24 protein-coding genes are annotated in these 25,437 nt (G+C 54.4%); all 24 read right to left on the reverse strand.

All coding sequences use genetic code 11. The features are described from left to right. Positions 1-22 precede the first annotated feature (22 nt). Positions 23-550 (reverse strand): hypothetical protein, encoded by a 528-nt coding sequence (locus ACWPW2_RS11000; protein ID WP_454122992.1) that lies wholly within the window; start codon positions 548-550, stop codon positions 23-25. A gap of 20 nt (positions 551-570) precedes the next feature. Beyond that, positions 571-1,668 (reverse strand): hypothetical protein, encoded by a 1,098-nt coding sequence (locus ACWPW2_RS11005; protein ID WP_454122994.1) that lies wholly within the window; start codon positions 1,666-1,668, stop codon positions 571-573. A 133-nt stretch (positions 1,669-1,801) separates the two neighbouring features. Continuing rightward, positions 1,802-2,368 (reverse strand): hypothetical protein, encoded by a 567-nt coding sequence (locus tag ACWPW2_RS11010; protein ID WP_454122996.1) that lies wholly within the window; start codon positions 2,366-2,368, stop codon positions 1,802-1,804. 90 nt (positions 2,369-2,458) lie between these two features. Beyond that, positions 2,459-2,794, reverse strand: a complete 336-nt coding sequence (locus ACWPW2_RS11015) for a hypothetical protein (protein ID WP_454122998.1) — start codon at positions 2,792-2,794, stop codon at positions 2,459-2,461. A 9-nt stretch (positions 2,795-2,803) separates the two neighbouring features. After that, positions 2,804-3,112, reverse strand: coding sequence for a hypothetical protein (locus ACWPW2_RS11020; protein ID WP_454123000.1), 309 nt, complete (start codon positions 3,110-3,112; stop codon positions 2,804-2,806). A gap of 94 nt (positions 3,113-3,206) precedes the next feature. Then, the gene (locus ACWPW2_RS11025; protein ID WP_454123002.1) at positions 3,207-3,752 is read right to left on the reverse strand and encodes a hypothetical protein; all 546 of its coding nucleotides are present in this window, start codon (positions 3,750-3,752) and stop codon (positions 3,207-3,209) included. Beyond that, positions 3,715-6,327 (reverse strand): type VI secretion system Vgr family protein, encoded by a 2,613-nt coding sequence (locus ACWPW2_RS11030; protein WP_454123004.1) that lies wholly within the window; start codon positions 6,325-6,327, stop codon positions 3,715-3,717. Before ACWPW2_RS11030 ends, ACWPW2_RS11025 begins: the two co-directional genes overlap by 38 nt. Positions 6,328-6,424: 97 nt before the next feature. Beyond that, the gene (locus ACWPW2_RS11035) at positions 6,425-6,817 is read right to left on the reverse strand and encodes a DUF4150 domain-containing protein (RefSeq protein WP_007371701.1); all 393 of its coding nucleotides are present in this window, start codon (positions 6,815-6,817) and stop codon (positions 6,425-6,427) included. A gap of 9 nt (positions 6,818-6,826) precedes the next feature. Next, a complete protein-coding gene (locus ACWPW2_RS11040) occupies positions 6,827-7,435 on the reverse strand; it encodes a DUF3540 domain-containing protein (protein WP_454123006.1) in 609 nt (202 codons plus the stop codon). Beyond that, positions 7,432-8,517 (reverse strand): pentapeptide repeat-containing protein, encoded by a 1,086-nt coding sequence (locus ACWPW2_RS11045; RefSeq protein ID WP_454123008.1) that lies wholly within the window; start codon positions 8,515-8,517, stop codon positions 7,432-7,434. Before ACWPW2_RS11045 ends, ACWPW2_RS11040 begins: the two co-directional genes overlap by 4 nt. Then, positions 8,514-11,054, reverse strand: coding sequence for a DUF2169 domain-containing protein (locus ACWPW2_RS11050; protein WP_454123010.1), 2,541 nt, complete (start codon positions 11,052-11,054; stop codon positions 8,514-8,516). The genes ACWPW2_RS11045 and ACWPW2_RS11050 overlap by 4 nt, the downstream gene beginning before the upstream one ends. After that, complete coding sequence (locus tag ACWPW2_RS11055) at positions 11,051-11,428, reverse strand: hypothetical protein (protein ID WP_454123012.1); 378 nt, start codon at positions 11,426-11,428, stop codon at positions 11,051-11,053. Before ACWPW2_RS11055 ends, ACWPW2_RS11050 begins: the two co-directional genes overlap by 4 nt. 203 nt (positions 11,429-11,631) lie before the next feature. Then, complete coding sequence (locus ACWPW2_RS11060; protein WP_454123014.1) at positions 11,632-11,979, reverse strand: DUF3592 domain-containing protein; 348 nt, start codon at positions 11,977-11,979, stop codon at positions 11,632-11,634. Positions 11,980-12,042: 63 nt separating this feature from the next. Beyond that, positions 12,043-12,408, reverse strand: a complete 366-nt coding sequence (locus ACWPW2_RS11065; RefSeq protein ID WP_454123016.1) for a hypothetical protein — start codon at positions 12,406-12,408, stop codon at positions 12,043-12,045. Between the two features lie 218 nt (positions 12,409-12,626). Continuing rightward, positions 12,627-13,004, reverse strand: a complete 378-nt coding sequence (locus ACWPW2_RS11070; protein ID WP_454123018.1) for a hypothetical protein — start codon at positions 13,002-13,004, stop codon at positions 12,627-12,629. A gap of 16 nt (positions 13,005-13,020) precedes the next feature. Then, positions 13,021-15,285 carry a type VI secretion system Vgr family protein gene (locus ACWPW2_RS11075; protein WP_454123020.1) on the reverse strand — a complete coding sequence of 755 codons (2,265 nt, stop codon included), beginning with the start codon at positions 15,283-15,285 and terminating at the stop codon, positions 13,021-13,023. Positions 15,286-15,341: 56 nt separating this feature from the next. Next, positions 15,342-15,722 carry a DcrB-related protein gene (locus tag ACWPW2_RS11080; RefSeq protein ID WP_023480152.1) on the reverse strand — a complete coding sequence of 127 codons (381 nt, stop codon included), beginning with the start codon at positions 15,720-15,722 and terminating at the stop codon, positions 15,342-15,344. A gap of 142 nt (positions 15,723-15,864) precedes the next feature. After that, positions 15,865-17,319: a serine/threonine protein kinase gene (locus tag ACWPW2_RS11085; RefSeq protein WP_454123023.1), complete on the reverse strand. Its 1,455-nt coding sequence runs from the start codon at positions 17,317-17,319 to the stop codon at positions 15,865-15,867. A 26-nt stretch (positions 17,320-17,345) separates the two neighbouring features. Then, on the reverse strand, positions 17,346-19,964 hold the full coding sequence (gene tssH, locus ACWPW2_RS11090; RefSeq protein ID WP_139966110.1) for a type VI secretion system ATPase TssH: 2,619 nt from the start codon (positions 19,962-19,964) through the stop codon (positions 17,346-17,348). A 176-nt stretch (positions 19,965-20,140) separates the two neighbouring features. Beyond that, positions 20,141-21,184 carry a type VI secretion system baseplate subunit TssG gene (tssG, locus tag ACWPW2_RS11095; RefSeq protein ID WP_454123025.1) on the reverse strand — a complete coding sequence of 348 codons (1,044 nt, stop codon included), beginning with the start codon at positions 21,182-21,184 and terminating at the stop codon, positions 20,141-20,143. Further along, positions 21,181-23,052: a type VI secretion system baseplate subunit TssF gene (gene tssF, locus ACWPW2_RS11100; RefSeq protein ID WP_454123027.1), complete on the reverse strand. Its 1,872-nt coding sequence runs from the start codon at positions 23,050-23,052 to the stop codon at positions 21,181-21,183. Before tssF ends, tssG begins: the two co-directional genes overlap by 4 nt. A gap of 3 nt (positions 23,053-23,055) precedes the next feature. Further along, the gene (gene tssE, locus ACWPW2_RS11105; RefSeq protein ID WP_023480027.1) at positions 23,056-23,625 is read right to left on the reverse strand and encodes a type VI secretion system baseplate subunit TssE; all 570 of its coding nucleotides are present in this window, start codon (positions 23,623-23,625) and stop codon (positions 23,056-23,058) included. Further along, complete coding sequence (locus ACWPW2_RS11110) at positions 23,618-24,430, reverse strand: type VI secretion system accessory protein TagJ (protein WP_454123030.1); 813 nt, start codon at positions 24,428-24,430, stop codon at positions 23,618-23,620. The genes tssE and ACWPW2_RS11110 overlap by 8 nt, the downstream gene beginning before the upstream one ends. A gap of 9 nt (positions 24,431-24,439) precedes the next feature. Continuing rightward, on the reverse strand, positions 24,440-25,417 hold the full coding sequence (locus ACWPW2_RS11115; protein WP_454123032.1) for a hypothetical protein: 978 nt from the start codon (positions 25,415-25,417) through the stop codon (positions 24,440-24,442). Positions 25,418-25,437 lie beyond the last annotated feature (20 nt).

Below are 25,437 nucleotides of genomic sequence, written 5' to 3' on the forward strand. Positions count from 1 at the left end.
GGGGCTTTTATCTCGGGCGGCATTATTGCCGATCGTCAACGTAATTGATATTGATGGAGTTCACCCTGCCTTTAACGATCTCGAATGAGATCCGCTTGTTATCGCGCTGGTAGCCAATCCACTCAGCCCCGTCGCTACTCTCTTTTTCACCCGACCCATAAAGCTCTGTGACTTTATCCTCGCTGCTGCCAGGTGCAATACCGCGCGCCGTATGCGAGGCGGCTCCTCGCAGAGTTATCTGAGCGACGATATAACTATCAAAATCACGGTTCTGGCTGTCCCACCACAGGTTTGCGCTGTAGAGATCAAAATCTTTAAATGCGTGACGATAAAATTTGTAGTTACCGTCGCCAAAAGGAACTTCACCGACAAAGCTGTCGTCGCTGCTCTTACCCAGCGATGCCTGAAGTTTATCGCTCCATGGCTGGCCCAGTGAAACGGGCTGCTGATTCAGCGTTACCGTAAAATCAGGCTCTTCAAGGCCCTGCTGCGCCCCGGCCAACGTGGCGAAACTCAGCAGCAGAGCTGCAAGGGATAAACGTCCGATCATTATTTTATTCCGTTGGGTCATTAGTTCAGCCATTTAGCTGGTTGTTTAACCAGCACCTTTGCGCCCTGCATAACCACTAAGCCCGGCGGCTGATAATCGACGCGATAGGTTATGTTGCCATTATGGAATTCGGCGGCGATAACCCTGTTTGCACCATCCTGCACCGTTTTTCCCTTCAGGCTGATTGTAGTGTTATCGCTATTGCGCACCCCGTTATAGAGCATGTCATTGCACGGTTTTAAGAACGCACCGCAATTGTTGCGCACAAAGAGGGTAAACTTTGCGGTTTGTAATAAACGGGTTGTCGCTCCCTCCGGGACATCCTCTTTGCTCAGATTGAAGTGTTCAGGCGCATAATATTCGCCATTCACTGGCGTTTTCGTCATAGCCCAGCGAAGCGTATTCCCCTCAAGCTTCAATATCGCCTGACCATTCACGGCACCAAAGTTTGAATCGAAACTGATTGTCGCAACGTTATTCTTCACCGAGCCCAGAACGTTAGGTTTATCATCATCAGCGCAATCAATGCGATTCCCTCCCTGCGTGATGTAACAGTAAGTCCCAGTGACCTTGCTGCCCGTCTGCGTGAGCTTCAGGCTTAGCGTTGAGGCATCATTGTCCTTGCCCTGCCATGTGCCGGAGAAACTTGTAGCCTGAGGCGCCATATCCGGGAGCGTTTTTCCCTCGAGCTGGCTTGCCCACTGTTGAATATCCTTGTCGATGCCGTCATTGGGATGATTAGTCCGGTAGTTCACAACACTATCGTCAGGCAAAACCCATGCTGCCGACAAACGGCCATCAGGATAGATAACGAACGCCGAGGCGTTCTCCTGAGCAAGATGTTGCAACCAGCCAGAAACAAACAGGCCACCCTCCGCAGTATGGTGCGGCTCGCCATAAACATCGAAATTAGAAATGAAAGTGTCGTATTCATTCCCCAGCAGCTTTTTAAGCTGTGCAACGACGGCTTTGTCGGCAGTAATGCCTTCAACCGTGTCTAACTTATCGTACTGGTTAAGCTGAAGCGCCGCTGAAGCATGAGGGAGTGTAAATAACAGGCAGGTTAATAAAGCAGCGTAATATGGCACTTTGCCAAAGGCGCGACGGTGATATGACATACTCTTTCCCTGACAACCTAAGTTGATTCTTATGATGTTTTAATTGCACGCATCAAAATACATCACCGGTGGTGAATGAATCTATAAAAAGCGATTGAATGTCGACGGTTAAGTGTTACAAAGCGCACTGAAGTTATACGTCATCGGCAAAATTTCGCACCGTCATGCTCTTAAGACAGGCCGGTTTGGCATAAGGAAAGGCGAAAGCTGTCGCATTACCGTTTTTATCTAAAGGGGTGATCCAGGCAAAAGTTTCATTAACCGAGTGCCCATGTGGCGCGCTAAATAGTTTTAGCTGCGGATAAATCTTTCTAACGTCTGACAATAAAATACATCCATCACTCACGTCATAGTGAATGATAAAAACCTTCGGTGGATGGTTATGATCCAATCGCACAGCGAGATTAGAGAGGGTAACCCCGCTATTCAGCGTGAAAGGTTTGGTTGTCAGCCAGTATTCATTGGCCGGATTCAGATGAAAAAGCGGATGCCCCACAATTGGCTCAACGGTATTCACATCCTGACCGATGCTCTCTTTCAGTTGGTCTGCAAAGTCATTCAACGCTTTTAGTTTGATGAGATTTTCATCTGCATAAAGAGGAGTCGAAATGCAGATGGTGGCGAGAACAAGTAAGGAGCGAATAAGCAATGTGGTTTTCACTTCTGAATATGCGAAAGTTTTTAACTTTATATCAATCATAAAATTCATTTACAAACAGCCCCCGGGAAATCATCTGTGTATTTTTGCAGAACATTTTTTTCGAAAGTTAAAAGTTCTTGATGGTAATTATTAAGTATTCACCTCTAAACCAAGATTTTCCTTTAAGCATTCCGGACAGACGCTACAGAGATGATGAGAGATTTTATTTATAGTAATTCTATCATTCATCTTTTTGTTTGCCTTATCCCTGCCATAGAAAACAATGCCATCAACTTTATTTAAGCCGTGACTTACCAGCAATTCCCGATCAACAAAAATATACTCTTTCTTCATCCCCTCATCCGGCTTAATAATTACTACCTTGACTATGTCCGGCAGTTTTCTGCTTTGTTTCAAGGCCTCATTTATAGCGAATGAAACTGTCACATTTCGGGCAACATTGTGAATAGGACATAATAGAAACATTTTTAGTCCTTATTTTAAAAGCCTCAGAATATACTTTATTTGCGCCCCAGGTTCATTTGGAACATCTATCCCACCGTGCCTTAAAACATCACAAACATGGGTTACACAGCGTTGTGTTTTAAGATCATAAAGAGGGCCATTCTTATCTAAGACCTCCCCTAAGTATTTAACAGCTTCATCAGCCTTAGGTAATTCCACTTCAGCGCTTTTAGCTGCCGGAGGTAACCTATCAAAACCACGAATTGTAAACCTGTGGGGGATGGTTCCCCGGCTGACAATGATCGAAAGGCCACTACCATTATCGCGAAGCTCAGTCATGCTAGTATCTTACCAACTGGCAGGTAAAAGAGAGAAGGAACCTTCCTGTAGTAGATATTCCATAATTCATCCTGAATAAAATAGGTACTAGAATCTAATTATCATAATGTCTGAAGCCCAGGCTTTTAAGACATGAAGGCGTAGATTGAGAAAACCCAAAAATTATGCGATTCCCCTTATCATCCTTTGGAGTAAGCCAGTTGAATTTCTCATTTGTTGCACTGCTTCTTGGCACACTTGATAAGGTAATTTGAGGGTAAATCGATTCAACCTGCGAAACCAAAATACAGGGTTGGTCAATATCAAAATTTATGATGTTAATACTGTGAGGGTAATTTACATGCAACCGAACAATAAAATTATTAATCTGAATACCGTCATCAAGCTTAAATGGTGGTATTGTCAAGCGAATATCATTATCTGGATCAACACGAGAAAGCGGCTGGCCGGTTATTTTTTCAACAACGTTTGCGTTCATACCGATACTATTTCTAAGCTCTGAGGCAAGTGACCATAAAGATTCTGTATTCATATTTTTTTCTTCTGCCCATAAACACGCTGAAAAAGACAGGGAAGTACTAATAAGTAAAAGTCTCGCCAGGTTACGGTTTCGACTTTTTAGCATCATACATCTTGCCATAATGTTCCTCATAAACCTCGTCTGTAAGCGAACTGGAAGCAACTTCTCCCCGTCTATATATTTCACCGATTGCTTTGCTTGCTGCGTTACGTGTAATCTTACCGCTATCCATATCTTTAAATATTTTAATATACTTAATCTCGTTTTGTGATCCAGAGACTGAGCCTATATCTACTCCCATATTGTGATAAATTTCTCGCCTAACCTCAATTTCATTCAACGTGGCATAACCTTCATCATTGAGCATGCTATTCACAAAATTGGTTCGAGATGTTAAATCTTGAGTATAAGGGCTAGTGGCGTGCCCCAATTCGTGGGCAAGGGTAATAACACCCTCATCGTCATTCGCCATATGTTCTGGATCCAGAACCATAAGTTTGTTATCAGTATCTGTCCAGGAGCCTGAACCTGGCACGTTTGGTGCTATATTCCACTCATCATCCAGCAATTTTTTCAAATCTTGTTGCATTTTAGGTGAGCTGTTTATTTTCTCTATCACACCATCGCTAAAAGGCATAAAGAGTTTCTTGCTTTTTTCATTACTGTAAACATAATCCCCTTTCAGCGGCGGCGGTGCTTTATATTTCGCGACCGGTTTTTGAGCTGGAGGAGACGCAGTAGCGGTTGCCGCTGGTGCGGCATGTTTTACCCCACTTTGCGGAGAGAAAAATCGCTCTACGGCTGTGTGAATATCGCCTTTATGACCCGATCCCGGTGCTGCGGTTGGCGCAGGTGTTCCTTCAGTGTTGAGATGCAATTTACCGCCGGTGGTTATATGCCCATCCTCTTCAACAAAAAAGTTAAACGATTTACCGATCAGATTGATTTTGCCGTTAGCGTTCAACTCAATCGCACTGTCACCGGAGACCAGCCGAAGCTGCGTACCAGAGGCGATAATAAATTGCTCAACCGCAGCATCAAGCTTGCCTTTTCCGGTGAGGTTTTCTGTTTGCCCCTTTACGACATGGGTCTGGTTGGCTTCAACGCGATGAAGCGCGTTTTTGCGCACATAATGACTGTGATTACTGCCAATGGAATGGGAAGCATCGTTTTTTACATGTACATCCAGATTACGCTCAGCCTGAATCCACACCTGCTCCTCCCCCGCCTTATCTTCAAAGCGCAGGGCGTTGGCGTTATCTACCGAGCCATCTTTTGAGCGGCTAAGGAAACCCATCTGTGTTGCGGCAGCGGGCAGTGACCATGGCGGCATGCTCGCTTCGTTGTAGACGCGCCCTGTCACAATCGGACGGTCCGGGTCGCCGTTAATGAAGTCAATCACCACCTCATCACCCACGCGCGGGATTTGCACTCCGCCGAAGCCCTGGCCTGCCCACGCGCTCGACACGCGCACCCAGCAGGAGCTGGTGTCATCCCCTTTCGCCTGCCGGTCCCAGTGGAACTTCACCTTTATCCGGCCATATTTATCTGTCCAGATGCTCTCGCCCTGCGGGCCGACCACCTTCGCCGTCTGCGGGCCGTGGGTTTTCGGCCACGCCGTCACCGGCGCCGGGCGGAACACCACCGACGAGGGAATGACGGTGAAGTCGGTACGGTGCACCGTCTCGCCGTCTGACCCGCTGGCATAGCGGTTCTCCTCGAGGAAGTAGTTTGCCTCGGTGGTCAGGTACTCGCCGTTATCGCTGAAGAACGGCGCGTTATAAAGTGCGAAGGTGTGACCGGGTGCGATACCCGTTGCCGTGGCGGTGGCCTGAATCTGCTGGTGCTCCACCTGCCAGCGCTCCTGGCGGATGCGGGCATAGTATTCACCGTGACCGTGCTCGACAAAGCGCCCCGGCCAGTCATAGACGTCAATGCTCCCCGGCTGCGGCGAGGCCGGGTTCTGCCGGGCCTGGAACAGCCAGGCGTTTGGTTTGCGGAAGTCGTAGTCATCAAGGCTGTAGATACCCGGCGTCACGCTGTCCTCCAGCGCCCACTGGCTGATGCCCTCTTCGCTGGTGCTGCCGCCGGACGGCGTCGGGTGGTAGGGAATGGTTTCGTACCCGCTGAAGGGCTGGTGTTCCGTGGCGGCGTCCGTCAGCACCATCACATGCCGGTCGGCTTCGTGACTGAAGTGGTAGGCAATGCCCTCAAGCTCCATCAGACGGCTGATGAAGTCAAAACTGCTCTCCTGGTACTGCACGCAGTAGCCCCAGCTCCGGTAGCTGCCCGTCAGGCGGTCCTCGAGGTTCACCTGGTATTCGCCAAGCAGGGTCTTCACAATCTGCGGCACCGTCTGCTCCTGGAAGATGCGCAGGTTGCGGTCGCGCTTCATCGGCCACACGTCCGGCTCCACCGTCAGCCGGTAGACCGCATACCGCGTCCCGGACATCTCCGTGGCGCTCACCGCCACGCGGGTGATTTTGCCGTTGAAGTGGCGCATGCCGCCGGCAATCCCCTGCGTCGGCACATTCACCGTCACCGGCTGGCCGAGCAGCTGGCTGCGGTCGATACGCGCGTCGGTGCCCAGCACCGTCAGGGAGAAGGCAAACGCCTCAGACAGCGCCTCGCGCCCGGTGAGTTTCCAGAAAAGCAGGCCGTCTACGGGCAGCTTGACCGTAATTCTGTTCAACATAGTGATTAATCCCTCAAAAGCGACTATGTCAAAGCGCACCTGAAATTATCGGTGCGCTTGTTGTTTTAATAAAATTGCTGTGTGTTTGATGGTCGGATTAAGGTGCCAGCATCAATACCTTGAACTGGCTCGGCACGATGCGCATGCCGATTGCATTAGTGGAGTTTTGCAGGCTTACGCTGGTTAAGCGCGTCGCCGGTGTGCCTTTCAGCAGAACGGTGAAGGCGCCCGTCAGGTGTCGGGATGGCCCCATCACGGTGCCGGATGCAACGCCGGTTGCGACGCCGGGGTTATCGCCATTGGTGAGCGGCGTGACCGTCGCCATATTGTGCGCAGGCATCCCCATAAAAAGGATATTCAGCGCATTCGGAATCGCCGTTGGCCCGAGCGCAATATCCGGATAGGGAATAGGTGTCGGAGCAGGCATTGGCGTCAGGCAGACGTCCGGAAACGCCAGGTCAACGCCCATCAGCTGGCAGTTAGCAAACATACTCTCTCCTTAGCCCATATGAATCTGTTCAGAATCGACTTTGGTGATCGCTTTTGAAGTGATCACCGTGTTCTGCGCGTGCATGCGCAGATAATCTTCCGCTTTCATATCCAGTTGCCCGGCGCGAACATGCTCCGTCTGGCGAGTGGTGCGAAACAGCTGCTGGCTGATTTGCGTCACCGTCTGCCAGACCGATTCCGCTCGTTTGCCGACAATACGCGAGAGCGATACCCAAGCGGAGATCTTGTCGCCGCTGTAATTCATCTCGCTGATATGACACTCTCCTTTTGCCGCACTGATATTGAGCGCTTCACTGCTCAGGCTCAGTGCCCCCTGGCTGGCAATATGCAAATCGCCCTGCACGCTCAGTTCTGCGGCAGAGGACGGGTTCTGGCGCTCCAGTACCGCGAGCAGCCACATCTGGTTATCGACAGCGCTGATTAGCACCGTATCGCCCGCTTGCGGAGCGATGACGCAGCTCACGGCGCGACGGCAGTGCCAGCCGCGGCCTTCGCTTTCAACCATCAGGCTGCCATCCTCAAAGCAGTGAGTGACCTGTGCGGAGAATTGTCCGCCGGGGATCGCCGCCATCAGCAGCTGGTGATTAATATTCGTCATACTGAGTCTCCGTAAATTCTGCTATGGCGTTCGGCGCTCCAGGCTTCCGCCGCCAGTAACTCTTCGTCATATTCAAGGATGCCTTTACGATCGGCAAAGCGCGCGTTGTCCTGCCGGGCGCGATGAAAACGGGTGCGCGAAAAGGTCGCACCGCGAAAATCCGCCAGCCGGACATCGGCGGCAGAGAAGTCCGCATAGGTCAAATCACACAGGGTGAATTCCGCTTCCTGCGCTGTCGTCTGCTGCAGGATGCTCTGGAAGAAGCGGCTCTGCTTAAAGCTGGCCTTGTTGAGCGTCGCGCCGACAAAAATTGCCTGATCGAACAGGCTGCCCTGCGCCTGCGCTCCGCTTAAGTCCGCTTCCATAAACAGTGCCTGGGTGGCATTCACGCCACGAAGTTGCGCCTGCTTTAATGATGCGCCTTTAAAGTTACATTGCGTAAGCTGTGCACCACTGAAATCAGCGCCATCAAGCTGGTTATCGGTAAACTGGCAACCGGTGAATTTATGCTTCACATAGTGTTTGCCACGCTGATCGCAGTTGAAAAAGACGGTGCGCTCAAACTGGCTCTCATGCAGATCGACATCACGTAGATCGATGCCAAACAGCGTGGTCATCAGATTAGTGCAGTTATCGAGCTTCGATCCGCCAAGCGGGGTTTCATAGAAGGTGGAGCGATCGAAGGTCGAGCCGCTAAACAGGCTCTGCTCCAGCGCACAGCGCATAAACTGGCTGGTATCGCTGCTTATGCGTGAAAAATCACTCTTTGTCAGATTGCAGTCATTAAAGACGCAGCGGGTCAGCGTCGCGCCGCTGGCGGTGATGCCCGCCATCTCGCACTGGTTAAATACCGTCTCTTCCAGCAGGGTTGCTTTAAGGTTTGCGCCGTTCAGCTGGCATTCGGTAAAAACGCTCTCTTTGAGATTCGCGCCTTGCAGGTTTGCCCCCTGCAATGACACCTCCTGAAAAATCGCCCCAGAGAGATCGCAGCCCTGCAGATCGAGGTCGTCGAGGCTGAGTTCCATGATCGCTTCGCCGCCCTTAATTTTCTGCTGTAGCTCTGCGGCCGTTAATCTCTTCATATCACCTCCCCGTCACGCTTCGGCAATGTTTTAACCCGTTTGGTATAAGCGCCCTGGAGCTGCGTCGTCTCGCTGGTAAAAGATTGCGACAGATCGGCGCGGAACAGGTTGGCAAAGCTGAGATCGGCTCCTTCGAGGCGGCTTTTCTGCAACATCGCACCCATCAGATTCGCCTCGTTAAGACGTGCACGGCGAAAATCGGTACGAATAAACATGCTGCCGGTGAGGGTTGCGCCGCTAAAATCCGCCGCTTCGCACTGCGCCTCGCTGAGATCGCTATTGTTGAGTCTCGCCCGGGTAAAGCGCGCGCCGGTTAACACGGCCTGGCGCAGGTTGCTCTGCTTGAGATGCGCACCGCTGAAATTTGCTCTGGCAAGCGTGCCGCCAGAAGCCACGGCGCAGGTCACCAGCGTGGCCCCTGCGAAATTCGCCTCTTCCAGCTGACTTTCCACCCATGAGCAACTCTCCAGTTGAGCCGCAGCGAAGCTGGCATGCTGAAGCTCGCACTTGATAAAGCTGGTTTTATTCATCACCGCGTGGCTGAAGTCCGGCTTCGGTAGGGTCAGCTCCATAAAAACGCCGCTATCAATAGTGGCATGGTTAAAGCGGCACTCGCTGAAACCTGTTTCGCGCAACAACAGATTGTTCAGGCGGGCATGGCTGAAGTCACACGTATCGAACAACGCGCCGGTCATCTCGGTTTCATTGAACTGCGCCCTCTGAAAACCGGTGCCTTTACACTGCGCCAGCGCCAGGCTGGCCTTGTCGAGGCAGCAGTCACGCAACGAGGTGTTTTGTAAATCGGCGCGCGCCAGCATCGCCTGAGTGAAGTTCGCGCCATCAAGCTGACAATCGCTCAAATTCGCGCACTCCAGCAGGGTGCCAGTGAAGTTTGCCCCACGCAGATCCATGCCGGAGAAGTCGGCCCCGGTTAAATCGAGCCCGCTAAAGTCGCCGCCCTGCGCCATGGTGCGTTCGGCGCGCTGGCGAATGATCAGCGCGATATCGCCGGTCAGTTTGATCGCCGGCGGCTGTTGCGCAGCGGACATCAGGTACATCTGATGCAGCGCTTCACGGCTTTGCGCCAGCTTTTTCTCGCTCATCTGTGAGGCGTTGCGTTCGAGCATATCATTCATGCGGTGCATCGATTCCGGGCCACGCGGGCGATTTTCATCGCTTGCAGCATCAGGATATTTTGCTTCCATCTCCGCTTTACGTGCCTCGGCCTGCTGCTGCATTTCCGCTGCTTTACGCTCCATCTCGTCGATAAACTCAGGCAGTTCATCAAGTTTGGGCAATTCGGGCTCTTCAAACGCTTTCATCAGGTCGCTGACATCGCTACCCTGCGCTTCCAGCCGCGCCCGGTGCTGCTCACGCAACTGCGTGGCACGCGCATTCTGGTTCTCGCGCATCGGGCTGTGATTTTGCTGTACCTCATTGTCGATCCACGGGCCAATGGCCTCTTCCGGCACCAAATCTTTTTCGCGGAAGGCAAACAGTGCCCCCTTCTCTTTATCGAGACGCTGAGTGAGAACTTTGCGGTAGTGATTAACGGAGCGTGTCGCACCCGTTTTTTCCAGCGCCGGCATCAGGTGCAGCACATCGGCGGCATCATCTTCGTTGATCCGCTGGTTGCCGTGCCAAATCAGCACCATCTGCTCAAGGTGGGGGAAGAACCAGACGGTGGTGGCACGCAGCGCGATCTCATCAAACAGGATCTCCTCCCCGCGCTGGCGCTGAATAAAGCAGCGCGCCTGCCAAGGCGGTAAAGTGCCTTCCTGCACCGGCTTTTGCGGGTGCATGTTCCAGATGCGCCAGGCGGCCTGCGGCGGCAGCGAGTCGCGCTCCTCCCACCACTGATCGGGGCTGGCGGCATTAAAAACGCGCCAGTCGATGTCCGGGGCGAAACCTGGGAAATCATTCTGCAGCCAGCGGGCATCATAGTTTTTGCCCATGCGGCGGAAACGGCGCGGCCATGTCAGATCCAGCGGCCCAAAGCTTGCCGGCTCGGGTTTCATGCGCGGCGAAACTACACGTTGTTGCAGGGCTTCGATATTTGGCAGGCGACGGAACTGCGTGCCGTTATGGTTTTCCAACACCGCGCCGATGCCGTGCGGGTTCTCTTCATACCCTTCACCACCAAACGCGCGGCTCCAGTCTAGGCGCATCTGTTCGAACGGTTTCGGTGCGGTCGCTCTCGAGCCTGCCCAGTAACGATCGCCGGTAACGGCGAGGGTTTTAGTCAGGGTGTCGACTTCGATGCGAACCGCACAGGCTGTTTTATCCTGATGGTACTGCGTGTAAGCGTAACCGGTAGCAAGAAACTCGGCGCGCGCTTTCGGCATCGCCATATCCAGCACGCCGCCGCTGGTTTGCAGCTCGCTGGCCGCCAGTTGCCAGAGTTCAACTTCGGGACGAAGCTTTGGCGCAGCACTCATATCAGCCAGCGCCATCACGGCAACGCCCAGATGGTTTTGGCCATGCAAACGGAACGGACGGTTTAACACGCTTAGCCGCAGCGGTTTGATAATCTTCATATAACTTCCTTTGGAAGATTAAGAGTGGTGTTGGCGTCTGAGAAGAAAGGGTATTTCAGTACGCTCGCAAGAGTGTGTTTATTTTGTGTGGGATCGCTGCGCAAATAAACGATCGGAACCGTTGCGCCAACATTGTATTGCGTCATTTCTATGGTTTTAACAGCGGTCACAATATTATTCTTTATATAGCGGTTCCCTGATTCGTCTTTGAATTCGTAATCCAGAGTCACGTTGACAATGCCATTGAAAGCCGGGGTACCCGGCACCGCTTTAGTGATTAATGCATCGGTATAAACGGGATCGCGGGCAATACTTTTTACATTCTCGCTTTTTTGAAATCCCGGAACCCCAGAAAGAAAAAAAGGATGACACAAAGTGCTGGAAAAATTTAAGTCAGGTATATCAAAAAACGCGTTCCCGGTTGATTAAGTTATATCGTTGGCAGATAAAGTCAGAAAAAACGGCAAGAATTTCATGAAAAATCTCGACCATGATTAGATTCTTTTTTTCTGATACAGCACATAGAGTGTAATAATAGCAACCTCGCCAAAGTCAGCCCTCAATGAGGGATATGGCCTCACGTCATTTCACACGGCATAAGTAGAACCTGTTTCGGATCATGAGGCATATAGTAAAGAATTATGGTATTGTTCCTCATTACTTTAATGAGATCCTCAGGTGTAAAGTACCTTTTAGCCGTTGCCTTAACTATTCCATCCCTGGTTGCAAATTCAACGACCATACGGAACTTTGTATTACCTGTGCCTGACGCACCTATTTTTTCTTTACTTATTATTTTAGCTTCGACTCTGACCCCATCTTTTTTGAACTTATCGTAGGTTGCGCCAGTATGGTAGCAATAAGCAATCACACCGGCGCATGCAATAACGATAGCTATAATAGTAATGAAGAGTGAATCAAGCAAAACGAGCCTCTACCAGAATTAATTGCCGAGAAATAACACATTGCAAAGTATGAACCCATATTATCATGACATTTCACTCTTCACATTGAGCATATTACGGAAAGGATCCGTCTTCAAATAAACAACTGGAACCTTTGCATCGACTTTATAATTACATAAGTCCATCGTTTTGATCACAGTTCGTGCATGTTTGTTTCGGTAGGTCGTACCATTTTCGGCATTAAAAACATAGTCCACCTCGATGTTAACAACACCAAGTTTCGACGGTGTGTCGGGGACTATGTTTGTAATGGTCGCCTCAACATAAACTGGATTGCTAAGTATTTCCTTTTCACTTCGACCATTTTTATAATTACGAATAATTATTGAAAAAACAATGACAACAATAATAGCCGGAAAAATAAAATGTAAATATTTAAAATATTGCACAATGCTACCTCGTACAACTCAAGATAGAAATCAGGACGTTTCTAAATGTGGCGCTCCCATCGGTCAATGCTATACATGGAACTGCCGATAGATTTCTGGCACTACAAATAACCTTATTGTTAATCCCTTTAAAAATCAGAGTGGCACGAGGGCTGGATAAAAAGGACAGTTCAGCATACTCAAAATAATACATTTAACTTGACGCGCACACCTTCGAGTTAACTATCAAAATCTATCTCTATAACAGCCATTTTTCCTTTCTCTCCTTTTTTTACTTTTATATCCTGCCCTTTTTTCAACATATGCATTTGGCTCGGCGCAATTAAGCTTTTAGCTGTATATAACTTTTGATCATTTGGCAGAAAAAAATCAATATCATAAAAATAATCGTTGCCATACCTTGCATTTAACTGCCTCCACGCCTGTATCTTTGTATTTATTATTTCCCCCTGCCACCGATCGCTTGCCAGGAAAAGTTTAATTCCTGAAACATCAGTTTTATCTTGTTTTTCTAAAAAATAAAAAGCAGCAGTAACAACCACCACTAAAATAATTCCGCCATACATAAAGTATTTGGAGTAATCTTCCAGAGCCATACTCGTACCTCGCGCCTTACGTTATTATGAATAAATTGTTATTAGTAATGTTAAGAGTTCTCTTGCTAATATTAGTTATTTCAAAATTAATCACTACTCCGCTTGATTCCTTTTTAAAAACAGTTTTAGAAAACTCTTTAAGTTTAAATGAATTCGACAAGCCATTTACAGTATTGCTGACACCTACTACAGATAGGGAAGCTATATTCCCTGATACGGATGTACCCGCAAAGCTCTCACTAAATCCTGTTACAGAAAGTGTATGGAGTTTAGGTTTAAAAACGGCCTCTGGAGCATCCATAACTATTTGTTCTTTACTACTTATTTTAATTATCCCGGGGCTACTTATCGTAATAGCTCCATCTTTTATTTCCTGCGTCCAATCCCCGCTCTTGACATTGACGCTTATACCACCATCTATCGTCTCTTTTTTGCCCCCCGCTGCAATCGTTTTAACCTGACCACTATCATAATTCTCCGTAACTAACTCAGTTACATGGTGCAACTCAGTCCCTTCAACATCAGTACTACGCTCACCTTTTATCGTCACAACATCACCACCGCTGGTGATATTCAGCTTACGCCCATTCTTAATGGTTTCCGTCTGGCTGTTATTAAAGGTTGTGGTTTCCTCTTGATCGACCGTGGTCGTACGCTTCGCACGGTAATAAAACGACGCATCGCCGGTAACATCGTCTTTCTGCTCTTTCAGGATAGTGGTGGTGCGGTTGCCATCGACGTTAACCGTCTTGTCATTTTCGACGGAGACTTTCATGTCTTTTTCGGAGTGCAATTCAACGGCTTCGCTGCCGGGGCGATCCTCGAAGAAGAGATAGCTGGCGTTGTCTTTGTTGCCATCCTTACTGCGCGTCATAAAGCCCATTCGCGTTGAATCATCGGGCAGTGACCATGGCGGCATGCTCGCTTCGTTGTAGACGCGCCCTGTCACAATCGGACGGTCCGGGTCGCCGTTGATGAAGTCAATCACCACCTCATCCCCCACGCGCGGAATTTGTACCCCGCCGAAGCCCTGGCCTGCCCAGGCGCTCGACACGCGCACCCAGCAGGAGCTGGTGTCGTCCCCTTTCGCCTGCCGGTCCCAGTGGAACTTCACCTTTATCCGGCCATATTTATCTGTCCAGATGCTCTCGCCCTGCGGGCCGACCACCTTCGCCGTCTGCGGGCCGTGGGTTTTCGGCCACGCCGTCACCGGCGCCGGGCGGAACACCACCGACGAGGGAATGACGGTGAAGTCGGTACGGTGCACCGTCTCGCCGTCTGACCCGCTGGCATAGCGGTTCTCCTCGAGGAAGTAGTTTGCCTCGGTGGTCAGGTACTCGCCGTTATCGCTGAAGAACGGCGCGTTGTAGAGCGCAAAGGTGTGACCCGGCGCAATACCCGTTGCCGTGGCGGTGGCCTGAATCTGCTGGTGCTCCACCTGCCACCGCTCCTGGCGGATGCGGGCATAGTATTCACCGTGACCGTGCTCGACAAAGCGCCCCGGCCAGTCATAGACGTCAATGCTCCCCGGCTGCGGCGAGGCCGGGTTCTGCCGGGCCTGGAACAGCCAGGCATTCGGTTTGCGGAAGTCGTAGTCATCAAGGCTGTAGATACCGGGCGTGACGCTGTCCTCCAGCGCCCACTGGCTGATGCCCTCTTCGCTGGTGCTGCCGCCGGACGGCGTCGGGTGGTAGGGAATGGTTTCGTACCCGCTGAAGGGCTGGTGTTCCGTGGCGGCGTCCGTCAGCACCATCACGTGCCGGTCGGCTTCGTGACTGAAGTGGTAGGCAATGCCCTCAAGCTCCATCAGACGGCTGATGAAGTCAAAACTGCTCTCCTGGTACTGCACGCAGTAGCCCCAGCTCCGGTAGCTGCCCGTCAGGCGGTCCTCAAGGTTCACCTGGTATTCACCAAGCAGGGTTTTCACGATTTGCGGCACCGTCTGCTCCTGGAAGATACGCAGGTTGCGGTCGCGCTTCATCGGCCACACATCCGGCTCCACCGTCAGCCGGTAGACCGCATACCGCGTCCCGGACATCTCCGTGGCGCTCACCGCCACGCGGGTGATTTTGCCGTTGAAATGGCGCATGCCGCCGGCAATCCCCTGCGTCGGCACATTCACCGTCACCGGCTGGCCGAGCAGCTGGCTGCGGTCGATACGCGCGTCGGTGCCCAGCACCGTCAGGGAGAAGGCAAACGCCTCAGACAGCGCCTCGCGACCGGTGAGTTTCCAGAAAAGCAGGCCGTCTACCGGCAGCTTAACCGTGATCCTGTCTTGCATGGTGAAGTCCTCTGTGACATCTGGTTTTGATGAAGGGTGAACCCGGCGGTGCAGCGTTAGCGGGCGCGATGAAATTTCAGGCTTTGAATAATTTCCTGATATTGCTGTTGATAAGACTCACTGAATTCGCCCGGGCAGGTCCCCACATAGCTGACCATCTTCTGTCCCGCAGCGGGATCGGCCAGCAAAATGATAGTTTGCCGCTGATAAATTATCCGGTTGTCATTGCTGAACTGGTAAAAGAGCTCGACGGCGGGATTGCCATCAACGTCTAACATTTGGGTAGATTCGAGGTGAAAATCGGTGAGCGTCATCTCCAGCTCGCGGATCTTTCTGGCGGCGACGGTATGAACCTTATCATCGGCTTTGGCACTGGCACGAGAGACAACAAACGTAAATTCACTGCCACCGTTATTACTGTGTGTTAATAAATTCATAGTTCTGTCTTTTTTGTATGTCGGACGAGACTAAGGTCGTGATGAAAAGAAGAAGCCATTGCTCCCTGCGGCAAGGTGAAATGATACGCGCGGGATGACGCTCCCGCGCGTGACCGGGTCAGGGTGCCCGGGTGAACAACGACTAACGCGGCTGCGGATTGATAAGCCAGGTGCCCGGGTTGGCAATATCGATAGTCTGGCTGCGAGTCTGACCATTGCCTTCCAGCACCAGCTCGTAGCGACCCGGTTTCACTTTCAGGGAGGCAAAACCGTTGGTGGCTGGTGAAACGGACTGGCTTTCGCCGTTGAGCGTCAGTTTTTCGCCCTCGTTCATACGAACAAAGAGTTGCGCTATCGGTGTCTGCGAGACCACCGGTGCGGCGCTCGGCGTTTCGCTCTGGCTCTGTGCTGGCGGTGTCGCAGGTTGCGCGGCCGGCTCGGTCTGGCGCGGCTGCTCAACAGGTGTGCTGTTCTGCTGTGGCTGCGTGTTGCTTACGGTTTCCGTCGCGGCCTTTTCTGGCTCCGAGCTGCTGCTGAACAGCAGCGCGCCTGCGACAACACCGACAATCACCCCTGCCGCGACCAGCGCAGGCAGTTTGTAGCGCTGCCAGCCAGCAACCTCAACTTTTTCCGGCGTCTCTTCAACCGGCACCAGCATGGTGCCCGGCTGCTTCACGTTCAGCACATCGTCGATCCCGGCGACCGGCATCTCAATCAGCGCGGCAAACTCATCTATCGACTGCGGGCGATCTTCCATCTTCAGCGCCAGCGCGCGATCGACTGCCTGCAACAGCGCGTGAGAGTAGCCCGGCAGCCCGCGCTGGGTCAGCGGGACATAGGTGTCCTGAATGCTGCGCACTACGCTGACCGGCGGCGGTGAGCCGATGATCATGGTATGCAGCACGGCACCCAGGGCGTAGATATCGGTCCACGGCCCCTGCTCGCTCTCGTTATCGTCGGTGTATTGCTCGATCGGCGCATAGCCCGGGCGCAGCATGGTTTCGGTTTCATCAGAAATCGAACCGATACTGCGGCGCGCGGAGCCGAAATCAAGCAGCACCGGTAAGCCGTTTTCCTGAATCTGGATATTATCCAGTGAGATATCACGATGGAGATAACCCTCATCGTGAATGGTCTTGATTGCCCCCAGCAGCATCGGCAGCATGCGGCGGATCCAGGCTTCATTGATCAGCGCCGGATTCTTCTCGCGCAGGCGCGACAGCGTCGTGCCGCTGTAGAACACCGTCCCCATGTAGGCGGTGTCGTTCTGCACCCAGAAACGCAGCACATGCAGCAGGTTCGGGTGGTTAAAACGGGCCAGTAAACGGGCTTCCTGGATAAAACTGTTCAAACCGGCAGTAAACGCTTTACTGAAGCGCTCACTGCGCAGCACCAGCGTCATGTCGTCGTTACGCACTGCCAGCGAAGAGGGCATAAACTCTTTTATCGCGATGGTTCGCTCAAGCTGGTGATCCCAGGCGCGATAGACGATGCCGAACCCTCCACCACCGATCACTTCTTTAATTTCAAACTCATTGAAGCGATATCCCGGTGGTAGTGCGTTCGGTACACTCCGGTTGTTATCGTGATCCGTCATATTGGAAAACTCTCTTGATAATGGCGTTACGCCGCAAACTGACAGTGAAACTCACCCTGCTCAAACGTGACACGTAAACGCTTATAATGCTCGTCTCGCGCGCTGGCGTCGAGTAATAGCTGGCTCATAAGCGGCAGCAAAGTGTTGGTAAGGATGGAGTCAACCATACGGCCGCCCGATTCCACTTCCGTACAGCGGGCGACGATCTGTTCAACCACGCTCTCATCCACTTCGGAAACGATGCCATGGTTCTCTTCGAGACGACGCTGAATGCGCTTAAGCTGCAGACGCACGATCATCGCCAGCATCTCATCGCTCAGCGGATAGTACGGCACCACCAGCAGACGGCCTAACAGCGCAGGCGGGAAGACCTGCAGCAGCGGCGCGCGCAGCGCGTCACGCAGCGCGTCCGGCTCCGGCATCAGCTCCGGGTCGGCGCACATACCGGTGATCAGATCGGTACCGACGTTAGAGGTGAGGATGATAATGGTGTTACGGAAATCGATATGGCGACCTTCACCATCTTCCATCCACCCTTTATCGAACACCTGGAAGAAAATCTCATGCACATCGGGATGCGCTTTTTCAATCTCATCCAGCAACACCACGCTATAGGGACGACGGCGCACGGCTTCCGTTAACACGCCGCCTTCACCATAACCGACGTAGCCCGGAGGCGCGCCTTTCAGGGTGGAGACCGTATGCGCTTCCTGGAACTCGCTCATATTGATGGTGATGATGTTCTGCTCGCCGCCGTAGAGCGACTCTGCCAGCGCCAGCGCGGTTTCGGTTTTACCGACACCAGAAGGGCCGCAGAGCATAAACACGCCGACCGGCTTGTTCGGATCGTCAAGGCGCGCGCGCGAGGTGCGAACACGTTTGGCAATCAGCTCCAGACCGTGACGTTGACCAATAACGCGTTCATTTAAGGTATCGGCCAGTTTCAGCACCGCGTCGATCTCATCTTTCACCATCCGGCCCAGCGGAATGCCGGTCCAGTCAGAGACCACGGCGGCAACTACGTTGGCATCCACGGAGGTAAAGAGCAGCGGCTCATCGCCCTGCAACGCACGCAGCGCATTTTGCTGCTCGGTAAGGGTGGCGCGTAACTCTGCCAGCGCCTCTTCCGGCGCGGTATGCAGCTGCGCACGCTGGGCGATAATGCTGTCCACCAGCGCCTGCTCCTGCTCCCAGCGCTGCGTGAGCTCGTCGCGCTGCGCGGCCAGTTTCTCCAGATCGGCCTGCAGTTTCACCACGCGCTCGCTGTCGCCAACGGCGACTTTGGCTTCACGGTTGGCGATCTCGATCTCCACGTCCAGCGCGTCGATGCGGTGCTGGCAATCTTCCAGTTGCGGCGGCGGTGAACTCTGGCTAACCGCAACGCGGGCACAGGCCGTATCGAGCAGAGCAACGGCTTTGTCCGGCAACTGACGCGCCGGAATGTAGCGATGCGACAGCTTCACGGCGGCAACCACGGCTTCATCCAGCAGCAGTACGCGGTGATGTTTCTCAAGCGCCGACACGGTGCTGCGCAGCATCAGTACCGCTTTCTCTTCGTCTGGCTCGGCGACCTGTACGGTCTGGAAACGACGGGTCAGCGCCGGATCCTTCTCGATGTATTTTTTATACTCAGCCCAGGTCGTGGCACCGATGGTGCGCAGCTGTCCACGTGCCAGCGCCGGTTTCAGCAGGTTGGCGGCGTCGCCAGTGCCCTGCTGGCCGCCTGCGCCAATCAGCGTGTGGATCTCATCGATAAAGAGAATGATCGGCGTCGGGCTGGACTGCACTTCGTTAATCAGCGCCTGCAGACGCGCTTCAAACTCCCCTTTCATCCCTGCGCCCGCTTGCAGCATGCCGATATCAAGCAGCCACAGCTGAACGTCAACCAGCGGCTCAGGCACGTCGCCACTGGCGATACGCAGCGCCAGGCCTTCGACCACGGCGGTTTTACCCACCCCGGCTTCACCGGTCAGCAACGGGTTATTCTGGCGACGGCGCATCAGGATATCGACCATCTGGCGGATCTCTTCATCGCGCCCGACAACCGGATCGATCTTGCCATCACGCGCACGCGCGGTGAGATCCTGACCATACTGGGCAAGCGTTCCCTGCTGAGCGGGAGCGGCAACGCCGCTTTCATCATTCAGCGCAACCGTTGCCTGCTGCGTCTCTTTGCTGTTGGCGCAAATGGTGTCGAAATTATCCAGCAGCGCATCGGCGCTGACGCGATCAAACTGCGGGGAGATGCCTTTCAGCACGTTGGCGAGGCTCCAGGTTTTCAGGATCCCCGCTAACAGATGCCCGCCGCGAATGCGGGTCACGCCAAATTTCAGCGAACCGTAGACCCATGCGCGCTCAACCGCCGTATCAATATGCTCTGACAGGTCGGAAACGGAACTTGCGCCGCGCGGCAGTTTATCCAGCGCCGCGACGATATCGCGCGTTAACGCCTGCTCATCAAGTGAAAAGTGGCGGATAACCTGCTGCAGATCGCCATCCGACTGCTGCATCAACTGATGCAGCCAGTGAACCAGCTCTACATAAGGGTTACCCCGCAGTTTACAAAACGCGGTGGCGCTCTCCAGCGAGGTGAATAAGAGTGTGTCGAGTTTGCCGAATAAGACGGCGCGGCTGATTTCTGACATGGGTTCTTCCATTATTCATAATTAATTAGCACTTCATCCTTCGTGCTGTCTCGTCGATGGCGGCCCCATCTCCTTTGTCGCTTACGGGTGTAAGCGTCCGGGATACGCCGGCTTACCGTGCAACGCAACGCGAATGATTTTGTGCAGACGTCAGACAGGGATGCAAAATCGAAGGATTACCCCTCCGGGCTAAATACCAAATCTCCACGCGCTTCTGGTCTCGGTTGCATACCGAGCCAGGCGCTATACCCCAGACGGCTGTCGCCGCCCAGCGCTGCGCCGACAACATCTTCGCTGCGCAGGATAACTTTCACCGCCCACTGATACTCAATGCCCAGATACTGGCGCACCCAGTCGCGAAGCGCGGCGACATACTTCTCTCCCGGCAGAAAGCGCCGGTAGGTTTCAGCCGGTAGCGGGCCGATCTCAATGCGAAATTTATGGCACACATCGCGCACCGCCTCGCCAAGAAAGGTGGACTGCCCCATACGCGGCGCGTGTCGCCCCCCCTGCAGGCGCGCGCGTTCGCGCGGGCTGAGCGGCATCCACTGCGGAACGTTCTCCACAATGTGGACCGGCACATTGAAATAGCCGCGCAGGATCTTTGCCAGCCCCTCGGGATCGCGTCCGTTGCGGGTTAAGTGCCCTGCCAGCGCGAAGCGAGAATGGGGGCTGAGCGTCCCCTTCTCCAGCTGTCCTGGCTGTCCCATGCCGATCAGCGACGCGATATAGTGCTCGAAGCGATTATTATCTTTGCGATCGAGAGAGACCGTCGGTTGCGCATCGGCCCAGGCACGATAAAAGAGCAGCGTCAGCCGGTGATGGAACAGATCGGCAAAGGCGCTCATGCTCTCATCCTGATGGTGGTCGATACGCTCGCGCGCATACTCCGTCAGGTGGATGGGCAGCGGGCCGTTAGGGCCAAAAAGGCCGAAGCTGTAAATCGACACATCATACAAAGGCGACGCTTCGCGCTTTTTCACCCCGGCGAGCGTTGCCGGCGCGAAGCTAAGCGACGGCGTCTGCCCGACGCGCAGTGACTCAAAGCGCGGCAGCGGCGCGCGCCCCAGCGGGTAACGCTCACCGCCGCGCGCATCCACACGACGCAGCAGAGTAAAGAGATCGTAACGCCACGGGGTCGCCATCACGTTCTGCCAGAAGGCATCCGGCAAGCTGTTCAGGCGGACGATCGCAGGCTTGAGCGCGGGCGTGTCGGTCATATCAGCGCCCTCTTGCCCATACGCGGCGGCCAGTAGCCCACTTCGCCGCGCTGCTGGCTCTTGAGGGTAAACTCCGTAAAGCTGTTCATGCCGACCAGCCGGGCAAAGACGCGCTCCAGCACGCTGCCAAAGAGCCACGGGCTGAAGCCGGAGAAGGCCTGCTCATCAACGGTAAGGGTAATGCCAACACCACGGGCAAAGACAATCGGCCCCGGCTCCGGCACCCGGCGATGCACCGGCTCCAGCACGCAGTGGCGTACGCCCTCAATCTGGCGCGCCACCGGCGCTTCCGCCAGCCGGGTATAGAGCCCAAGCAGCTGGCGCAGCGCCGCAGCGCCTTCTCCGTTTTCGCCATCCATCAGGCTGAGGTAGTTCATCTGCAGCTGGCTGATTAAACGCCAGGTACTGAGCCCTTCCGCCAGCGCCGGACGCGGCGGCGTCGGCCCTTTGCGCAGCTTGAGTGATTTCACCGGCAGCGAATCGGGCAGTACAAACTGCCCCATATCCTGCTGCAGCATCAGCGGCAGATCGCGGCTGGTGCACAGCACTTCTGCGGTGATATAGCGTAAATCTTCTCGCCACGGCGCATGCTGCTCATCCACCAGCGAGGCGAAAACTTCGGAGCCGATATAGCCGGTGCGGGTGCCGTAGCGCTGGGCATGCTCAGAGAGCGCGCGCTGCTCGCGGCGCACCGAGAAGTAGGCACCGTAATTGCCCTCATCCTGGCTCCAGCTGCTCCAGAACGGACGGAAGGTCTGCTCATCGCGCTGACCATCAACGCTGGCGTGAATTTTGCCAACAGAGTAAATCTCATAATCCAGCGGACGAATGTTATCGACCACCAGATGGTATTCGTGCAGGCTTTCGCTCAGTTTCTGCCGCTCGGCGATCTTGGGAAACAGGTTAATGACTGGCGTGCAGTGCAGCGCCAGATGGCTCTTATCCACCACCCGCTCCAGCTGACCGTCCGCCTTATCAAGCAGGATAATGATATCGAAGGATTTGGCTTCGCCGCTGCTCTCCAGCATGGTGCGCAGCCCCTGCAGGCTGATAAAGAGAAAACGCGACGGGAAAGCAAAATACTCTTGCAGCAGGCGGTAACCGTCAAAATTGCGCAGGTCGTCAGGCAGCAGAGACTGGTTAGCCTCAAAGCCCTCCTGGCGCAGCGCGTCATCTGCCAGCACATGCAGTGCCGCCTGCGGCGCGTTTGCCTGACAGACCATACCGACCTGGTGCTCCATCAGCAGCTCAAGCAGTTGCAGCGCCTGCATGTCCGGCCCGCTCAGGAAGAGCTCCAGACGGTCGAAATCGAGATGGCTGAGGTTGACCGGGCCATCGCAGCTCAGGCGAATACGCAACGCGCTCTGCGCGCCGCGCTGGCTTAAACCGACCTGCGTCAGAGGGAGATCGGCAGGCACGCCGCCAAGTTCAACCTGGCTGATTTTCAGCGGCAGCAGCGTGACGTCGTGAGCGGTGGTGTAGCTACAGGTGACACCATTCTTCTTCATCACCTGGCTGTCCATCATCGTGCCGCGCGGCACCACAAAACCGTTGCTCAGATCGCCTTTGGCGCTGTCCGGCTGCAGTTCGGCAATCGCCATTGAGGGCGTCGGCGCCAGGTAGTTCGGCGCGACCATCTCCAGCAGACGCTGGGAGAAGCGCGGAAACTCGGCGTCCATTTTTAACTGTACGCGGGAGGTAAGAAAGGCAAAGCCTTCCATCAGGCGCTCGACATAAGGATCGGAAACATCCATCCCACGCATGCCAAGGCGTCCGGCCACTTTTGGGTAGCGTCCGGCAAACTCCTGGCCCATCTCACGCAGCCAGGCGAGTTCGCGGTTGTAGTACTCCAGTAATTTGCTTTCCATGAATTACCCCGCGTCTTTCAACTCGAAATGCCCGTTTTCAAGATCCACATCGGTGCGAAAAAGGAACTCCAGCGGATAGGGCACACACCACAAACGACCTTTGATCTCAATCGACAGGATATTGTGCAGATCCAGCGATTTGGTATCGGAGATGCAGCGCACCTGCAGGCCCTGCGGCAGGATGCGCGGCTCAAAGTGCAGGATCGCATCGGTGAGCTTGCGTTGAATATCATTCCATTCGATATCGGACATCCGCTTGCCCGCCAGCGGCGAAACCCCGAAGTTCACTACCGAGCGGCGCACCTCATCGAAGCCGGAGAGATCCTGCTGCGCTTCGTTGTTGATGGTATTAAACAGCCACTGCAGATCGCGCAGCACGTTGCGGCGCAGCGCCGAGTGAGTGATCAGATTGTTATTCGCCGGCTCCTGCGCTTTGTCCGGTGCGTCATCGGTCAGGCGATCGAGCAGCGAGGGCTGCATTTTGTCGCGCGCGCCGACGGTCTCTTTGCCGCGACGCGAGCGCCAGCCGCTGCGCAGCAGATCGCCCTCATCATGTTGCGCAGAGTTACTCATTCGTCGCGTCCGCAGCGAAGGTCACTGTGGCGAGATCGAGCAGCGAATATTCGGCACCGTCATTGAGCCACACTTTTTGCCCCATCCCGAGGTAGTGCGCAGACTCGCTCGCAAGCTGCTGCCATTCGGTAACGCGACAGAGTTTAAAGCGATCTTCTGCATTAGCCTCCAGCGGATAGCGCGCCGGGATCTGGCACACCTGTTCACTGCCATCGCGCAGGCGCACCAGCGTGTGGCGCCAGACTAAATCGGTGACGCTGGCGGGCGGCTGAAACTGCATCGCGGAGATGGCGCTAAACGGCAGCCAGAAGTAGCGACCATTCACAATCGCTTCGCATACCGGCCCAAAGCGGCTGTCGCCATCCATCAGCCAGTCGAACGCTACCGTCTGCCCATCCTGTGTGGCGAGCTGACCGGGGTTGGCGTCGGCCTTCTCCAGCGCCGCGTCACGTAGCGCGTCGGCATCACTGCCCTGCGGATCCAGCGCGCTAATCATCTCTGCCAGCCACGGATACTGCTCGACCGGCGCAACCGGACGCGCCCGCCCGGCTATGACGTCGGCACGCTGACGCTCGCCTTCGATCGCCTGCTCCAGCAGGGTGACGGTCGGCTGTGCCTGCGGCTTGAGCCCCTGCCAGCTTTTTAACTGCGCCTGCGCGCGTGTCCAGTTGCCGTCCAGGCAGAGCAGCTGCGCGAACGCGGCGCGTAAATCGGCGTCGCCGGGCTGGCTGCGGATACGGCTCTCAAGCTGCGCGAGGCTATCCTGCAGGGATTCGCCCGCCAGTTGTTGAAATAGGGTGTTCATGGCTGCTCCTTAGTTGACGGTTTTGTAGGTCCCGACTGCGGGATCGCGCAACTGCGGATGCAGGGAGTCAATCAGCAGAATATTGAGGCGGGTGCCCGGCTCAAACCACGGCGTCCAGACTTTGCGCACTTCATCGAGCCGTGCTTTTAAGCGCGTGGCATCGCTGGCAACTTCGCGCGAAATCTCTACGGCGACGGTGCCGTTGGCCTGCCAGCCGTTGAGGCTGTTGACGTAAGGCAGGATCATCCAGCTTTGCGCCAGGCTGCCTTCGCTCACTACCATACGCTCGTTATTGACGGTAGTGATCAGCAGACGGTCGGCATCAACTTTGTCGCTCAGGCCGCTCACCGGGAAACCGTGAACGAAGGTCATGGTAATTTTCTTTTCAGCGCCGTTGCTGACCTGCGTAACATCGCTGCGACCGTTCAGCCAGCCGCCCTTCTCGCATTTTCCATCCTCTTTAGCGGGGATGAAGAGTGCCGCTGCGCTGGCGTCGCCCTGCCAGAAGGTGCGCAGGTGGCAACCATCCTGCAGGGTGAACTCCTGCCACGGCGCACGGTTGGCGGGCGGGGAGAGATCTTCAGGGCGGCCAACCGGCTGTTGCAGCGTGGTGGCTTGTGCCGGTGCCGCGCCGTTTGTGGTCACAACCGGTTGCCACTCTTTGGCTTTATCTGCGGTACCTTCGGCCAGCGTTGCGCCCTGCGCGTCGGTCAGTTTCCAGTGCACCTGCGTCAGGGCACCGCACTGGTTTTCCAGCAGCGCGCCAAGGCGCGGTAAGAAGTTATTCAGAACGGAAGGCTTTTTCTCGCCGCCGGTGACAATGCGCAGCGGCAGCGTCTTGCCGCACCAGCTTTTGGGGGTGTTATCCTCAACATTGTCGATCCAGACATCCAGTTTTTGCGAAGGCGATTGCACGATGCGGTAGTTTTCTGCCTGCGCGCTGCCACATGCTGCAAGCAGGGCCAAACCCGGTAGCCAAAGTTTCATAAAAGTCCTTGTAAGCTGTA

Source organism: Kosakonia sp. Marseille-Q7440 (assembly GCF_965119485.1).

What these genes read in the sequence shown, in the direction of transcription:
- ACWPW2_RS11000 (WP_454122992.1), bottom strand. Translation starts at nt 550, where the DNA reads ATGATCGGACGTTTATCCCTTGCAGCTCTGCTGCTGAGTTTCGCCACG.
- ACWPW2_RS11005 (WP_454122994.1), bottom strand. Translation starts at nt 1,668, where the DNA reads ATGTCATATCACCGTCGCGCCTTTGGCAAAGTGCCATATTACGCTGCT.
- ACWPW2_RS11010 (WP_454122996.1), bottom strand. Translation starts at nt 2,368, where the DNA reads ATGATTGATATAAAGTTAAAAACTTTCGCATATTCAGAAGTGAAAACC.
- ACWPW2_RS11015 (WP_454122998.1), bottom strand. Translation starts at nt 2,794, where the DNA reads ATGTTTCTATTATGTCCTATTCACAATGTTGCCCGAAATGTGACAGTT.
- ACWPW2_RS11020 (WP_454123000.1), bottom strand. Translation starts at nt 3,112, where the DNA reads ATGACTGAGCTTCGCGATAATGGTAGTGGCCTTTCGATCATTGTCAGC.
- ACWPW2_RS11025 (WP_454123002.1), bottom strand. Translation starts at nt 3,752, where the DNA reads ATGGCAAGATGTATGATGCTAAAAAGTCGAAACCGTAACCTGGCGAGA.
- ACWPW2_RS11030 (WP_454123004.1), bottom strand. Translation starts at nt 6,327, where the DNA reads ATGTTGAACAGAATTACGGTCAAGCTGCCCGTAGACGGCCTGCTTTTC.
- ACWPW2_RS11035 (WP_007371701.1), bottom strand. Translation starts at nt 6,817, where the DNA reads ATGTTTGCTAACTGCCAGCTGATGGGCGTTGACCTGGCGTTTCCGGAC.
- ACWPW2_RS11040 (WP_454123006.1), bottom strand. Translation starts at nt 7,435, where the DNA reads ATGACGAATATTAATCACCAGCTGCTGATGGCGGCGATCCCCGGCGGA.
- ACWPW2_RS11045 (WP_454123008.1), bottom strand. Translation starts at nt 8,517, where the DNA reads ATGAAGAGATTAACGGCCGCAGAGCTACAGCAGAAAATTAAGGGCGGC.
- ACWPW2_RS11050 (WP_454123010.1), bottom strand. Translation starts at nt 11,054, where the DNA reads ATGAAGATTATCAAACCGCTGCGGCTAAGCGTGTTAAACCGTCCGTTC.
- ACWPW2_RS11070 (WP_454123018.1), bottom strand. Translation starts at nt 13,004, where the DNA reads ATGGCTCTGGAAGATTACTCCAAATACTTTATGTATGGCGGAATTATT.
- ACWPW2_RS11075 (WP_454123020.1), bottom strand. Translation starts at nt 15,285, where the DNA reads ATGCAAGACAGGATCACGGTTAAGCTGCCGGTAGACGGCCTGCTTTTC.
- ACWPW2_RS11080 (WP_023480152.1), bottom strand. Translation starts at nt 15,722, where the DNA reads ATGAATTTATTAACACACAGTAATAACGGTGGCAGTGAATTTACGTTT.
- ACWPW2_RS11085 (WP_454123023.1), bottom strand. Translation starts at nt 17,319, where the DNA reads ATGACGGATCACGATAACAACCGGAGTGTACCGAACGCACTACCACCG.
- tssH (WP_139966110.1), bottom strand. Translation starts at nt 19,964, where the DNA reads ATGTCAGAAATCAGCCGCGCCGTCTTATTCGGCAAACTCGACACACTC.
- tssG (WP_454123025.1), bottom strand. Translation starts at nt 21,184, where the DNA reads ATGACCGACACGCCCGCGCTCAAGCCTGCGATCGTCCGCCTGAACAGC.
- tssF (WP_454123027.1), bottom strand. Translation starts at nt 23,052, where the DNA reads ATGGAAAGCAAATTACTGGAGTACTACAACCGCGAACTCGCCTGGCTG.
- tssE (WP_023480027.1), bottom strand. Translation starts at nt 23,625, where the DNA reads ATGAGTAACTCTGCGCAACATGATGAGGGCGATCTGCTGCGCAGCGGC.
- ACWPW2_RS11110 (WP_454123030.1), bottom strand. Translation starts at nt 24,430, where the DNA reads ATGAACACCCTATTTCAACAACTGGCGGGCGAATCCCTGCAGGATAGC.
- ACWPW2_RS11115 (WP_454123032.1), bottom strand. Translation starts at nt 25,417, where the DNA reads ATGAAACTTTGGCTACCGGGTTTGGCCCTGCTTGCAGCATGTGGCAGC.